General features: G+C 65.4%; 10 protein-coding genes. All 10 read right to left on the bottom strand.

Annotated features, from left to right (window positions below):
- Positions 1 to 31 precede the first annotated feature (31 nt).
- Positions 32 to 1,546, bottom strand: a complete 1,515-nt coding sequence (locus tag LB529_RS09275; RefSeq protein WP_224604011.1) for an aldehyde dehydrogenase family protein — start codon at positions 1,544 to 1,546, stop codon at positions 32 to 34.
- Positions 1,547 to 1,725: 179 nt separating this feature from the next.
- Positions 1,726 to 3,000 (bottom strand): RNA polymerase sigma factor, encoded by a 1,275-nt coding sequence (locus LB529_RS09270; protein ID WP_224710895.1) that lies wholly within the window; start codon positions 2,998 to 3,000, stop codon positions 1,726 to 1,728.
- Positions 2,997 to 3,371, bottom strand: coding sequence for a YciI family protein (locus LB529_RS09265; protein ID WP_095766415.1), 375 nt, complete (start codon positions 3,369 to 3,371; stop codon positions 2,997 to 2,999). The genes LB529_RS09270 and LB529_RS09265 overlap by 4 nt, the downstream gene beginning before the upstream one ends.
- Positions 3,372 to 3,481: 110 nt before the next feature.
- Positions 3,482 to 4,573, bottom strand: a complete 1,092-nt coding sequence (locus LB529_RS09260) for a DNA topoisomerase IB (RefSeq protein WP_224710894.1) — start codon at positions 4,571 to 4,573, stop codon at positions 3,482 to 3,484.
- Positions 4,574 to 4,636: 63 nt separating this feature from the next.
- Positions 4,637 to 5,380 (bottom strand): hypothetical protein, encoded by a 744-nt coding sequence (locus LB529_RS09255; RefSeq protein ID WP_140842013.1) that lies wholly within the window; start codon positions 5,378 to 5,380, stop codon positions 4,637 to 4,639.
- Positions 5,377 to 6,249 carry a glycosyltransferase family 2 protein gene (locus LB529_RS09250; RefSeq protein WP_224707859.1) on the bottom strand — a complete coding sequence of 291 codons (873 nt, stop codon included), beginning with the start codon at positions 6,247 to 6,249 and terminating at the stop codon, positions 5,377 to 5,379. Before LB529_RS09250 ends, LB529_RS09255 begins: the two co-directional genes overlap by 4 nt.
- Positions 6,249 to 7,184, bottom strand: coding sequence for a glycosyltransferase family 2 protein (locus LB529_RS09245; protein WP_224543309.1), 936 nt, complete (start codon positions 7,182 to 7,184; stop codon positions 6,249 to 6,251). Before LB529_RS09245 ends, LB529_RS09250 begins: the two co-directional genes overlap by 1 nt.
- 110 nt (positions 7,185 to 7,294) lie before the next feature.
- Complete coding sequence (locus LB529_RS09240; protein ID WP_140842016.1) at positions 7,295 to 8,179, bottom strand: transglutaminase N-terminal domain-containing protein; 885 nt, start codon at positions 8,177 to 8,179, stop codon at positions 7,295 to 7,297.
- A gap of 124 nt (positions 8,180 to 8,303) precedes the next feature.
- Entirely contained in the window at positions 8,304 to 10,715 is a 2,412-nt protein-coding gene (locus LB529_RS09235; RefSeq protein ID WP_224710893.1) for a circularly permuted type 2 ATP-grasp protein, read from the bottom strand.
- Positions 10,716 to 10,721: 6 nt separating this feature from the next.
- Entirely contained in the window at positions 10,722 to 14,072 is a 3,351-nt protein-coding gene (locus LB529_RS09230) for a DUF2126 domain-containing protein (RefSeq protein ID WP_224710892.1), read from the bottom strand.
- Positions 14,073 to 14,099: the final 27 nt, after the last annotated feature.

Below are 14,099 nucleotides of genomic sequence, written 5' to 3'. Positions count from 1 at the left end.
GCGGGTGAGGGCTGACCCGTCGCTTCGTCCCTCAATCGATGTCGAACGACACGCCTTGCGCGAGCGGCAGCGCCTTGGAATAGTTCACCGTGTTGGTGGCGCGGCGCATATAAGCCTTCCAGGCGTCCGAGCCGCTCTCGCGGCCGCCGCCGGTCTCCTTCTCGCCGCCGAACGCGCCGCCGATCTCGGCGCCCGAGGTGCCGATATTGACGTTGGCGATGCCGCAATCCGAACCGTCGACGCCAAGGAAACGCTCCGATTCCTGCAGGTCGCGCGTGAAGATCGACGATGACAGGCCGGCGCCCACCGCATTGTGCTGTTCCAGCGCCTCGTCGAAATCGGAGTATTTCATCACGTAGAGGATCGGCGCGAAGGTCTCTTCCGTGACCGGCGAGACCTGGGCAGGCATTTCGACCAGTGCCGGATGCACGTAATAGGCGTCCGGATGGCCGTTCTCGACGCGCGCGCCGCCGGTCACCTTGCCGCCATGCGCTTCAGCCTCCTTCAATGCCTTCTGCATGTTGTCGAAGGCCGCCTTGTCGATCAGCGGACCGACCAGCGCCTTGCCCTCCAGCGGATTGCCGACCGAGACGGTTTCATAAGCCTTCTTCAGCCGCGGCAAGAGCGCATCATAGACGCTGTCATGCACGAACAGGCGCCTCAGCGTGGTACAACGCTGGCCGGCCGTGCCCATGGCGCCGAAGGCAATCGCCCGCAGCGCCATGTCGAGATCGGCGGTGGGCGTGACGATGCCGGCATTGTTGCCGCCGAGCTCAAGCACGGCGCGCGCAAAACGCCTGGCGAGCCTGGGGCCGACCTCGCGGCCCATGCGGGTCGAGCCGGTGGCCGAGACCAGCGGCACCTTCGGATGATCCACCAGCACCTCGCCGGCGGCACGGTCGCCGATCAACACCTGCAGCAGCCCTGCCGGCGCATCAGTGCCGAAACGCTTGGCGGCGCGCTTGAAGATCGCCTCGCAGGCAAGCGCCGTCAGCGGCGTCTTTTCCGACGGTTTCCACACCACCGCGTCGCCGCAGACGAAGGCCAGCGCCGAGTTCCAAGACCAAACGGCAACCGGGAAATTGAAGGCCGAGATCACCCCGACGACGCCGAGCGGATGCCAGGTCTCCATCATGCGGTGTCCGGGGCGCTCGGTGGCGATGGTGAGGCCATAGAGTTGCCGGGAAAGGCCGACGGCGAAATCGCAGATGTCGATCATCTCCTGGACTTCGCCCAGCCCCTCGGACGGGATCTTGCCGACCTCGATCGACACCAGCCGGCCAAGCTCGTCCTTATGCGCGCGCAGCTCCTCGCCGAGCAGGCGCACCAGCTCGCCGCGCTTTGGCCCCGGCACCAGCCGCCAGGCCTGGAAGGCCTTGTGCGCGGCATCGATGGCCTTGCCGGCGTCGGCGGCCGAGATCGACTTCAGCGCCGCGATCTGTTCGCCCGTCACCGGGCTGCGCACGATCAGGTCGCCCCCCGAAAGCGCATCTTTGGCGACGCCCAGTTTCTCAAGAAGTGAAGCGGTTTCCTTCGCTAACGTCATTTTTGTCCCTTTCATATCCCGCCGCTCATGGGACGGGCGTGGAAGCCATGCGCCATGTCCGTGCCGTCGGGCACAGCCGGGCGCTTTCATGGCGTGGCATTACGCGTTTCGGGGGAAAACCGCTACCCCGGCATGGTCCAAGGCCGGATTGCGAAATTGGGCCAGACGGCGAAGCCGGATCAGCGCGCTTTTTGGAAGGAAGACTTCTCAGTGCTTTCCTTGATCAGCCGGTCGATATGCATGCGGATATGCGCCGCCTCGGCCGCGGTGTTGGCCAGGGCGATGGCGCGGTCGAAGGCGATGCGCGCCTCGTCGTTGCGCCCAAGCTGCATCAGCAGCCCGCCCCTCAGCCCGAAGAAGTGGAAATAGCCCGACAGCCGCTCTTCCAGCGGCTCGATCATGGCAAGTGCGGCTTCCGGGCCGCGCACCTTGCTGACCGCGACGGCGCGGTTGAGCGTTACCACCGGCGACGGCTGCATCTGCTCCAGCAGACCATAGAGCAGGTCGATCTCGGTCCAGTCGGTATCCTCGGCCGTCGCCGCCCGCGCATGCAGCGCCGCGATCGCCGCCTGCACCTGATAAGGGCCGGGCTTGCGGTGGCGCAGCGCCTTGTCGACCAGCGCCAAGCCCTCGTCGATCATCTTGCGGCTCCAGAGCGAGCGGTCCTGGTCCTCGAGCAGCACGATCTCGCCGCCTTCGTCGAAACGCGCCGGTGCCCGCGCATGCTGGAGAAGCACCAGCGCCGTCAGCCCCATGATTTCAGGTTCCTGCTGGAATAGCCTGAGCAGCAGCCGGGCGAGCCGGATCGCCTCCTCGCACAGCGGCGCGCGAGCCGGCGCCTCGCCGCCATTGCTCGAATAGCCCTCGTTGAAGATCAGATAGACCATTGCGGAGACTGCGGCGAGCCGCTCCGAGCGCTCAACCGCGCCCGGCGTCTCGAACGGCACGCCGGCATCGGCAATGCGCGCCTTGGCGCGGGTGATGCGCTGTTCCATGGCGCTCTCGCCGACGAGAAAGGCGCGCGCGATCTGCTTGACGGTGAGGCCGGACACGATGCGCAGCGCCACCGCGATCTGCTGCGTCGCCGGCAAATCCGGATGGCAGCAGATGAACAGAAGCCGCAGGATATCGTCGCGATAATGCGCACCGTCCAGCCGCTCGGCCATATCGCCTTCGGCATCCTCGAGATCGGAAATCTGGTCCTCTTCCGGCATCGGCGCCTGCTTGGCGCGCTTGCGCACGGCGTCGATGCCGCTATTGCGTCCAACGAAGATCAGCCAAGCCGCGGGATCGCGTGGCGGCCCGTTCTTCGGCCAGTTGTTGAGCGCCCTCAGGCACGCGTCCTGGAAAGCCTCTTCCGCGGCGTCGAGGTCGCGGAAGTAGCGCAGCAGCGCGCCCATCGCCTGTGGGCGGGCATTGCTGATCGCGGCGTTTATCCAGGCGAGTTCCGTCATACCGCGACCTTTGTCGGATTGAAGACCGAAACCGGCCGGATCTCGTAGGAACCGCCGCTCGGATTGACTTCGGAAAGCTCGCGCGCGAATTCGACGGCTTCGTCGAGATCGTTGCATTCGAGCGTGTAGAAGCCGAGGAATTGTTCCTTGGTCTCGGCGAATGGGCCGTCGAGCACGATCGATTCCCCCTTGACCTTTCGCAGCGTCGTGGCCGCCGTCGTCGGCAACAGGCGCGCCACCGGCCCCAGCCGGCCCGCCTTGGCGTATTTGTCCTGCACGTTGAGGAGCTTTGCCATGACCTCGTCGTCCTGTTCCTTGCTCCAGGAGCAGACGACGTCTTCGGAGGCGTAGCAGAGGATGGCGTAAAGCATGGCAGGTCCTTTCCGTATCAAAGGACGCGACACTAGGACCCTTCCCGACACCAGGTCGATAAAAAAATTTATCGAGGGATCACTGACTTGACGATCTCCGCAACCGCCTGTCAGGCGCCGCGCGCCTGCAGCCATCTGAGCACCAGCGTTTCTTCCTCGTCGAGGCCGGGTATGACGCGCTTGTGCTTATTGGCTTCGGCCATTTCGTCGAGCAGGCGCCCGTTGCTCCACGCTTCGAACACCAGCGGGTGGATGTAGCATTTGCGACAGACGGCACGGGTGTTGCCCAACCGCTCGGCGACCTTGTCGACGACGCTGTTTGTCACCCGTTTCCGCAGCGCTTGGCTTTCCGGCAGTTCGGTCCGCGCAAACAGCGAAGCGGCGTGGATGGTGCCGCCCCAGGTGCGGAAATGTCTTGAGCTGAATTCGGCGCCGGAGGCCTCGCGAATATAGCGGTTGACGTCCTCCGAGCGCACCGGCCGCCGGTCGCCGTCCTCGTCGAGATATTGGAACAGCTTCTGTCCGGGCAGGTCCTGGGCGCCGCGCACGACCTTGGCGATGCGGCGATCGGCCAGCTTCAGCTTCCATTCCTTGCCCGACTTGCCCTTGAAGGCGAAGCGCAGGCTGGAGCCCGTGATCTCGACATGGCGGTCACGCAGCGTGGTCAGTCCGAAACTCTTGTTGTCGCGCGCATAGGCCGCGTTGCCGATGCGGATCATGGTGTTGTCGAGCAACCAGACCACAGAGGCGACGACGCGCTCCATCGGCAGCCCGTGGCGGCGCAGATCGGCATCGATCTGCCGCCTGAGAGTGGGCAGGCTTTGCGCGAAAGCAACGAGGCTGGAATATTTGACGCCGTCGCGTTCCTCGGTCCATTGCGGGTGATAACGGTACTGCTTGCGGCCCCGCTGATCCCGGCCTGTTGCCTGGATGTGGCCGTCCGGATCGGGTGATATCCATACATCCGTCCAGGCCGGCGGAATGACGATCGCCTTGATGCGGGCAAGTGTCTCCGCGCTGACCTTGCGCCCGTTCGGACCGACATAGGAAAATCCCTTGCCTTTTCTCAATCGTCGGACGCCGGGATCGGTGTCGCTGACATAGCTGAGCGACGCGCGCTCGGCCGAATCCTGCGCACCGTCTTTCCGGCTTCGGTCCTCGCCTGCCGGCCGGTCGACGCAGGATCGCGATTGTTGCAGCATGATGGCTCCACGGAAGTTCCCGTAGATAAGCCGCGTAACCGGCGGCTGGTTCCGAAACAGCTTTCAGTCCCGCCGCATGGCGGAGAGATCCGCCATCCAGAGCCCGCCGTCGTCGGCATGAGCGGGAACGTACTCTCGCCCGGCCGGCACGGCCTCGAGAACCATTCCCGACTCGTCCGCCAGATAGTCGTAGCCGATCTGCTGCAGCCGGCGATCCGGGTCGAGGCAATTGTAGAGGTCGCGACGCGCTGCGCGCCGCTTTGGCTCGATCATCTTCAAATGATAAAGATTGAGACCGCTATCCTCGAGCCTGAAGCCGATATCGTCGGGAAACCAGGCGCCGTGCAGATCTTTCGATCGATAACGGTCAGGGGGATAGGCGGCAAAAAGCCTGTGCTGCATCTTCTGGCCCCAGCGACCGTCGATCCTGTAGCTGGCCGGCGTATACAGTTCCCGACAGCGGAACCCCCAGGCGATGCGCCTGGACCCGCTGGTCAGGCGGCCGATCCGGCCGGCAACGGCTTGTTCCAGCCTTTCATCAGGATCCATGGCCAGAACCCAATCGGCGCCGGCCTCATGGGCCGCGGCGATAAGCGCACGCCGCCTCTGCGGCTCGCTGCTGAAAAGCCCCTCCGAGGCGCGGTCGTCATAGGCGATCCAGCCGTCGACGACAGGCTCGAGATTGGCGATAAGGTCGGGCACGAGATGCTGATCGTAGCGGTAGCTGAAAACGGCGACGATTTTGCGCTGTGACCAAAACCATCGGCCGCGCCGCCGGCGCGGCGGCTTCATCTCGATGGTGATCATCGCCGGTCCTCCGTCGTGTCGCCATGCCGGGCGCCGGCGGACGCCCCCAGCGATTTGGCGAACAATGCCAGCCACACGATCGGCAGCGACAGCCTTGCGAAGGTCCTGTCCTTGCCTGACAACCCCTCCTTGATCAGCTTGCCTACATTGCGCCGGTCGCGGAACACCTTTCGGAACGGACGCATCGGTTTTCCGGTGTCGAGGGACCGGAGATAGGCGCCATAGCGGCGCCCGCGGCGATACTGGTCGGCAAGCAAGCCGGACAAGCTCATCTCGTTGCGGTGAACGGTCAGGACCCTCGGTTCCCAGACCGGCCGCAGAGCCTCCGGCAGTCTGGCCATGAATTCGGTGTCTTCTCCGGACTTCAGCCCCTCGTCGAACGCTCCATATCGCTCGAACAGCTTCCGGTCGAACGAAACCCCGTAGCACTGCGCCTTCCCGGCCGGGAGACCGGGCAGGCGTCGCATATAGGTGACGAGATGCGCCGCGCAGGCGACTAGATTGCGCGGATGGCTGTTGAGGACGGCGCTCGCCACAGCCGCGGCGCCCTCCCGGTGACGCTGCAGCCGGATTTCGGCCCATTGCGGACAGGCCAGGCAATCATCCGCGAGAAAGGCGATGAACGGAGCCTGCGTTGCAGCGATGCCGCGATTTCGCGCGGCCCCGGCAAACAACCGCTCCTCGACATCGATGACAGTTACGCCGATGCCGCAATCGGCAAGCAGCGACATGGCGTTGCCGCCGCCGGAATTCACCACCACGATCTCGAGCGGAACATTCTGGTCGAGCACCGACCTTACCGCAGCCGCCAGTGAGGCGGGTGCCCGCAAACCAATCACCACGACCGCGAGATCCGGCCTTGCGGCCATCAGGCGCGTTGCAATTGGGCGGCCGGCGCCGAGAACCGGCGCCGCAACGCGATCTTCAGCCGATAGCGCATGCACCGCCAGACAGCCGCGCCCGTCCGTGGCGCAGCTTCGGCCACGCTGAGGAATCTTCCCGCCATATCGAAATCACCGCGCGCATAATGAACGCGCGCGATCTTCAAGGCGACGAGGCCTTCCCTGGTCTTGAGCGACCGCTCCGCGATGCCGCAGGACCGGAGCCGGCGCAGCGCCAGACGCCATTCGAGAAAGCAAGCGGCGGGCCTGATCGTGAAACGGTCGTCGGAACGCTCCGCCGAGACGAAATAGATGAAGATCGGTCGTGTCAGGACCGCAAGCGAGGCTTTGGCCATCAGGCGCGCCCAAAACAGCGTGTCCTCGTCATAGGCGAGCCCGGTGGGGAACCTCGTGTCGCCGACAACCCGCCGCGACACCAGCGCGCTGCCGACTGCGATCGACCGTATCCGCCCTTCGAGATAGGCGCAGGCATTGGCCGGTCCGCTTGCCATGTAGCCGCCCGGCAGCTTGGTCGACCGCTCCTCGCCGCTGACCTGTCGGCGGTAGGCGCCGACCACCATGTCTGCTCCTCGATCCCCTACGGCCTTGGCCAGCAGTGCGCGCAGGCCGCCTTCCAGATGAATATCGTCGGCATCGATCAGATAGATCCATGGAAAGCGGGCCTGCTCCAGAGCCAGATTCCTAGAGCCGCCGGCGTCACGGCAGCTCGATTTGACGACGCGCAGCGGCAACCCGCACCGTAACGACAAATCCGAGGCGACGGCCGCGGTGGCGTCGGACGACGAATCGTCAACCAGCAGCACCTCGCCGATAACTTCTTTTTCCGAAACCAGTGAAGCGAGCGTCCGGGCAATCGTCCGAGCCGCATCATGTGCTGGTATGATGACGCTTACCGCTTCCAAATCTGTCTCCGCGCGCCATACCCACGCAGGCGCGCGCCCCCATCAATCCCGTGCCCAGGATACCGACGGCAGGCGCATTTGAGAAGCGCCCGCGGGCAATCGGGTTGTCGTTACACCTTTTCGACGACGACCGGAATGACGTCGACCGCTTGCTCGCCGACCTGGCCGCCGGTGGTCTTCAACACGCCGACGATCGGCGCAACGTCGGAATAGTCGCGGCCGTAGCCGACCGTGATATGGTCGTTGCTCGCCCGCATGCCGTTGGTCGGGTCGAACTCCTGCCACCCGGCATCGCGTCCGCACCAGGCCTTGACCCAGGCATGCATGGCATCGGCGCCCTCGAGCCGAGGCTTGCCCTTGGGTGGGATCGTGCGCAAAAAACCGCTGACATAACCGGCGGGAATGCCAAGCCCGCGCAGGCCGGCAATCATGATATGCGAGAAATCCTGGCAGACGCCGCGTTTCAGCGCGAAGGCGTCGCTTGCCCGCGTCTGCACCGTGGTTGCCTTGCCGTCATAGGTGAAATCGCGATGGATGCGGTTGCAGAGATCGGCCGCTGTTGCCACCGCCGAGCCGGCCAGGCTTTCCCGCGCATAGGCCGTGATCGCCGCATCGATGCCGGCATGGTCGCTGGCGGCGAGGAAATGATGCGGCGCGGACGGCAATAGCGAGCGTACCAGATCGAGCTCCGACCTCAGCCCGCTTATATCGGGCGAGACATCGAGACCTGGCTCGGGCCGCGAGACAGACACGCGCGCGCTCATGCGGATGTCGAGCGTCTCATGCGCGTCGCGAAAAGCGATCGAGGTGACGTTGTTCCCGAAGAAATCGGAAAAATCGGCACGCTCGGCCGGCGACGGCTGGAACGACAGCGAGGCGGCGATCACGCGCTGCACTCCGGCGATCGTCTGCGGCATGACGCGCACCTGGTGCCGTCCGCCACCGGCGGCAGCGGCGTAGTCGTAATGCAAATGGAGTTTGATGTCGTAGAGCATTAGGGCAATTCCAGCAAAAAAGCGCAGCCGTTGGGCTCGGCGGCTTCGCCGTAGCCTTGCGTCCGGAATTGCGCAAAAACAGAGAGATAGAGCATTGAAGGCGATCCTTTTCGCTGGAAACGCTCTAACCGAAATAGGCCTTGGAGAGGCTGTTGTAGAGATCGCCTATCTGGCCGGCGAGGTCGTCGAGCGCCTTGGCGCTCATGTCCGACGGCTCCATGACGGCTATTGCCGTGTTGAGCCGCAGTATCTCCTTGGCGGCGGGTGACATGTGCCCCTCGCCGCCGATCGAAGGCAGCATGCCGATCTCGGCCTTCAGCCGCTCGAGCTGGAACAGGATCGAGCGAGGATTGAGCGGGTCGAGCGCAAGCAGGTCGATCACCGTGCGCCGCCCGGCCTGCACCGGATATTGCCGGCGATGGGTCATGACGCTGTCGCCGATCTCCAGCATCATGTCCAGCGCCCCTTCCGGCGCCTCATTCCTTGTCAGCTGGCTGAGCGTGCGGGCGATCTGGATGCCGCGTTCCAGCCTGCGGCCGATCTCCAGGAAGCGCCAGCCGGTGAAGCGGTACATGTTCTCGTGCAGCAGGCCGGAAAAGCCGGCAAGCTTGCGCAGCATCACCGTCATCGCCCGCGTCGCGTCGTCTCCGGGCGCGACCGTCTCCGCGAATTTGTGGATGGTCTTGGACAGATCCTTCAGCGCCAGCCAGCCATCGGGAGAGAAGCGGTCGCGAATCTGGCCGGCGCTGTAGACCGCGCTGTCCAAAGTGCCGATCAACCCCGGTGGTATCGCCGTTTCGACGTCGATGCCGAACGGTTGCAGATAGTCCCTGATATCGGCGAGCAGCGGCATATCCGGATCGGACGTCTCGGCAAGCCGCACGTGATAGGCGCGCAGCACGCGCACCGTGTCTTCGGAGCGCTCGATATAGCGTCCGAGCCAGGTCAGGTTCTCGGCCGCGCGGCTGGGCAGGCTGCCCGGCATGGTGCGGGTGAAGCCGTCATGCTCCTGCGGCAACAATGTCTCGCGCTCGACCGGCCTGTCGCTGACCACCCAGACATCCGCCGCCTGGCCGCCGCGCTGCATGGCAATCGCCGTCGGGTCGAGCGAAAATCCGACACGGGCGAAGCCGCCGGGCATCACCGTCCAGCCTTCCGGCGTGCGCGCCAGATAGACGCGCAGGCTGGCAGGCCGCGGCTCCAGCAAGCCGTCGACGAACACCGGCGTGGTCGACAGCGTCACGGCTTCCTGGCCGACGAAGCCGGCGCCGTCCGCCTCGATGCGCGCGATGAGCTCGGCCCGCTCGCCGGCCGAAAGGGACGATCCGAGCCGGGTCGCGCCATCGTCCTCGAAGGCAAGCCGGGTCGAGAGCGCCGGGCCGACCACCATGCGGTCGATATTGGCCAGCACATGCGCGCGCTCCGCCTCTTGCCCGCACCACCAGGTGGCGATGCTCGGCAGCTTGAGATTGTCACCTTGCAGTTCTCGCGCGATCCTGGGCAGGAACGACAGCAATGCCCGCGTCTCCATCAGGCCCGAACCCAGCGCATTGACGGCCGATACGGAGCCGCGCCGGATTGCCTCGACCAATCCCGGTGTGCCGATCTGCGAGTCCGGCCTGAGCTCCAGCGGATCGGCGAAAGCGGCATCGAGCCTCCGCCACAGGACGCCGATCGGCATCAGGCCGGAAACGGTTCGCACCATCAGCCTGCCGCCGGAAACGGTCAGGTCCTCGCCCTCGAGCAGCATGATGCCCAGATAGCGGGCGATATAGGCGTGCTCGTAATAGGTTTCGTTGAGCGGTCCCGGCGTCAGGATGGCGACGCGGCCGCCCGACTCCCTTGCCATAGCGTTCAGCGCGTCGCGGAAGCGGCGGAAAAAGCCGGCAAGCCGATGCACATGCATCTCGCCATAGATATCCGACAGCGCACGCGTTGTGGCGACGCGGTTCTCCAGCGCGAAGCCTGCGCCCGACGGCGCCTGGGTGCGATCGCCCAGCAGCCACCAGCGGCCGTCCGGGCCACGGCCGAGCTCGAAGGCGACCATATGCAGAAAATGCCCGTTGGCCGGCCGGACGCCGGCTATCGGGCGCAGATATTCCGGGCTGGCTGCAATCAGGCCGGCCGGCAGAATGCCTTTCTCGACCAACCGGTTCGGCCCGTAAATGTCGGACAGGATCGCCTCGAACAGGTCGGCGCGCTGGACGAGGCCGGCGCTGATGTCGGCCCATTCCTTCTCGTCGATCAGCAGCGGGACATGCGCGAGCGGCCACTCCCGCTCATTGGCGCCAGCCTGCTCATAGACACGGTAATAGACGCCCGCATCGCGCAGATACTGATCGGCGCGGGCAAACCGCTGCCCGAGCCGATCCGCCCCGAGATCGTCGAGTGCGTCGATGAAGGAGCGCCAGGCCGGGCGCGGGCTGCCGGCCGCGTCGACCATCTCGTCGACGACGCCTTCGATCGGTCGGTAGCGTTCCAGCAGGCTCGGCGCCCGCGGCCTGCCGCCCGCCCGTCTCTGATTCCCCTTGGCCATTGTCGATCAGAATCTCGCCGGCTGCCTGAGGTCAAGGGTCATGGGGAACTCTTCAGCAGCTTCTTCGTCACGCAGCACATAGCCGCCCGGCGTGTGGCCGCGCGGTTCGAACCGGGCAAGCCGTCGCGCCTCGGCCTCGTTGCCGTTGACTGGGAAGGTGTCGTAATTGCGGCCGCCCGGATGCGCGACATGGTAGACGCAGCCGCCGACCGAGCGGGCCGACCAGCGGTCATAGATGTCAAAGACCAGCGGCGTGTTGACCGGCAGTGCCGGATGCAGGCCGGACGCCGGCTGCCAGGCCTTGAAGCGAACGCCGGCCACCGCGACCTCGCGATTGTCGGTGACCTTCATCGGCACGAGGCGGCCGTTGCAGACGATGGCGTGGCGTTCCGGATTGAGGCCTTCTGTCTTCACCTGCAGCCTCTCGACCGAGGAGTCCACAAACCGGACCGTGCCGCCGATGGCGCCCTGCTCGCCCATCACATGCCATGGCTCCAGCGCCTGCCTCAACTCCAGCTTGACGCCGGCATGTTGCACCTCGCCGCAGAACGGGAAACGGAATTCGAGCTGGGCCGCGAACCATTCGGGGCGGAAATCGAAGCCGTCGAGCTTCAGATCCTCCAGCACGTCGAGGAAATCCGCCCAGACGTAGTGCGGCAGCATGAAACGGTCGTGCAGCGAGGTGCCCCAGCGCACGAAGCGTCCGTCGAGCGGGTTCCTCCAGGCGCGGGCGACGATCGCGCGGACCAGCAATTGCTGCGCGAGCGACATGCGTGCATTGGGCGGCATCTCGAAGCCGCGGAACTCGACCAGCCCGAGCCGGCCGGTCGGGCCATCCGGCGAGAACAATTTGTCGATGCAGATTTCCGAACGGTGCGTGTTGCCGGTCACGTCGGTCAAGAGATTGCGGAACAGCCGGTCGACCAGCCAAGGCAAGGGCGCCTCGCCCTTGTCAGGATGCGGCACCTGCGCCAGCGCGATCTCGAGCTCATAGAGCGAATCGTGCCGCGCCTCGTCGATGCGCGGCGCCTGGCTGGTCGGGCCGATGAACAGGCCCGAAAACAGGTAGGACAGCGACGGATGCCGCTGCCATTGCAGCACCAGGCTCTTCAGAAGGTCCGGCCGGCGCAGGAACGGGCTGTCATTGGGCGTCGCGCCGCCGACCACGACATGATTGCCGCCGCCGGTGCCGGTGTGGCGACCATCGATCATGAATTTGTCGGTACCGAGCCGCGACTGCCGCGCTTCCTCGTAGATGGCAGTGGTGGTGGCAACGCATTCCTGCCAGTTGGCGGCCGGATGGATGTTCACCTCGATCACGCCGGGGTCGGGCGCGACGCGAATGACGTTGAGGCGCGGGTCGTGCGGCGGAGCATAGCCCTCGATATGCACCGGCACCCCGATGGCCTTGGCAGCGTTTTCCGCCGCCGCCACCAATTCGAGATAATCCTCCAGCGCCTCGACCGGCGGCATGAACACGCAGAGCCTGCCGTCGCGCGGCTCGACGGTGAGTGCGGTCCGCACCGCGCCACCGATCTCGGTCAGTCGCTGCTCGACCCGGTCCTGCTGGGCCGTGGCGGCAGTGAAGGAGGCCTCCGCCTGCTGACGCGCCATCTCGTCCGCGCCGCCAGCCGGAGCTTCCGGCGGGATTTCGGCGCGCGCAGGCAGCGGGCCACGTGGCACTGAGGGATCGACGGGCACGATGTAAGGGAATTGCGCCGGCGGAACATAGGGCAACGTACCGAGCGGCAAGCGGTAGCCGACCGGAGAGTCGCCCGGCACCAGAAACAGGCGCCCGCGCCTGGTCTTCCATTTCTCCGAGCGCCAGCGCTGCCCCACAGCCTGGCTGTTCCAACGCTGCACCGGCAGCACATAGCCTGACGGCTTGGTCAGGCCGCGCTCGAACACGCGCGCCATGCGGCTGCGCTCTTCCGGGTCCTCCAGCTTCGAATTGGACGGATCGACATTGTCCGGCAGCTTGCCTTCCTTGAGCAGCCACTCGCCCGGATCCTCATAGGCCTCGCCGACCATCGCCTTGTCGATGCCGAGCTCGCCGGCGATCGCCGTGAGCAGGCTTTCGGCCTGTTCGGGTCCGATGGCGGCGCTGCTCGTCTCGCGCGCGATCAGCGACGGATCGCGCCAGATCGGCTCGCCATCGGTGCGCCAGTAGAGCGAGAAGGTCCAGCGTGGCAGGCTCTCGCCCGGATACCACTTGCCCTGACCGTAATGCAGGAAGCCGCCCGGCGCAAAGCGCTCGCGCAGCCGGCGGATGAGCTGGTCCGCCTTGTCGCGCTTGGTCGGACCGACGGCCGCCGTGTTCCATTCCGCGGATTCGAAATCGTCGATCGACACGAAAGTCGGCTCGCCGCCCATGGTGAGCCGCACGTCGCCGTCTTTCAGCACCGCGTCGACCTTTTCGCCCAGTCGATCGAGCGCCTCCCAGCTTTCGTCCGAAAATGGCTTGGTGATGCGCGGATGCTCAGCGATGCGGTCGACCCGCATGTCGAAGTGGAAATCGACATTGGCGAAGCTCGCCATGCCTGAGATCGGCGCGGCATTGCGGAAATGCGGCGTCGCGGCAAGCGGCACATGGCTTTCGCCGGTGAGCAGGCCGGAGGTCGGGTCGAAGCCGATCCAGCCGGCGCCCGGAATATAGACCTCGCACCAGGCATGCAGGTCGGTGAAGTCGACTGCGGTCCCCGGCGGTCCGTCGAGCGAGACGAGATCCGGCTTCAATTGGATCAGATAGCCGGAGACGAAGCGCGCGGCGACGCCCAGATTGCGCAGGATCTGCACCAAGAGCCAGCTCGAATCCCGGCACGAGCCCTTGCCGGCGGCCAATGTCTCCTCGGGCGAATAAACGCCCGTCTCCATGCGCACGATATAGGCGATCTCGCGCTGCAACCTTGCATTGAGGTCGACCAGGAAATTGACGGTGTTTGTCGGGCTGCGGCCGATCGTCCGAAGGAATGCCGTCAACAGCGGCCCGGCCGGCTCCGGCGCGCGGTAGATGGCGAGGTCTTCCCTGATCTCCTCCGGATAGTCGAACGGAAAGGTCTCGGCGCTTTCCTCGACGAAGAAGTCGAACGGGTTATAGACCGTCATGTCGGCGACGAGGTCGACCTCGATCTTCAATTCCGTCACCGGCTCCGGGAAGACGAAGCGGGCGAGGAAGTTGCCGTAGGGATCCTGCTGCAGGTTGACGAAGTGGTTTGCCGGCTCGACCTTCAGCGAGTGGCTGAGCACCTTGGTGCGCGAGTGCGGCGCCGGCTGCAGCCTGATCACCTGGGGACCGAGCACCACCGGCCGGTCATATTTGTAATGGGTCAGGTGATGAACGGCTGCCTGAATTGCCATGGTGCCCCGGAGTTCGGCGTTTCAATT

Origin of the sequence: Mesorhizobium sp. CA5 (assembly GCF_020165105.1) — a bacterium.
Classification (GTDB): domain Bacteria; phylum Pseudomonadota; class Alphaproteobacteria; order Rhizobiales; family Rhizobiaceae; genus Mesorhizobium.
Note: the sequence above shows the minus strand (reverse complement) of the source record. Positions and strands in the feature narration are given on the sequence as shown.

Bases quoted from the DNA above. Each gene is read 5' to 3' on its own strand.
- LB529_RS09230 (WP_224710892.1), bottom strand. From the start codon at position 14,072: ATGGCAATTCAGGCAGCCGTTCATCACCTGACCCATTACAAATATGAC.
- LB529_RS09240 (WP_140842016.1), bottom strand. From the start codon at position 8,179: ATGCTCTACGACATCAAACTCCATTTGCATTACGACTACGCCGCTGCC.
- LB529_RS09235 (WP_224710893.1), bottom strand. From the start codon at position 10,715: ATGGCCAAGGGGAATCAGAGACGGGCGGGCGGCAGGCCGCGGGCGCCG.
- LB529_RS09275 (WP_224604011.1), bottom strand. From the start codon at position 1,546: ATGACGTTAGCGAAGGAAACCGCTTCACTTCTTGAGAAACTGGGCGTC.
- LB529_RS09260 (WP_224710894.1), bottom strand. From the start codon at position 4,573: ATGCTGCAACAATCGCGATCCTGCGTCGACCGGCCGGCAGGCGAGGAC.
- LB529_RS09255 (WP_140842013.1), bottom strand. From the start codon at position 5,380: ATGATCACCATCGAGATGAAGCCGCCGCGCCGGCGGCGCGGCCGATGG.
- LB529_RS09250 (WP_224707859.1), bottom strand. From the start codon at position 6,249: ATGGCCGCAAGGCCGGATCTCGCGGTCGTGGTGATTGGTTTGCGGGCA.
- LB529_RS09265 (WP_095766415.1), bottom strand. From the start codon at position 3,371: ATGCTTTACGCCATCCTCTGCTACGCCTCCGAAGACGTCGTCTGCTCC.
- LB529_RS09270 (WP_224710895.1), bottom strand. From the start codon at position 3,000: ATGACGGAACTCGCCTGGATAAACGCCGCGATCAGCAATGCCCGCCCA.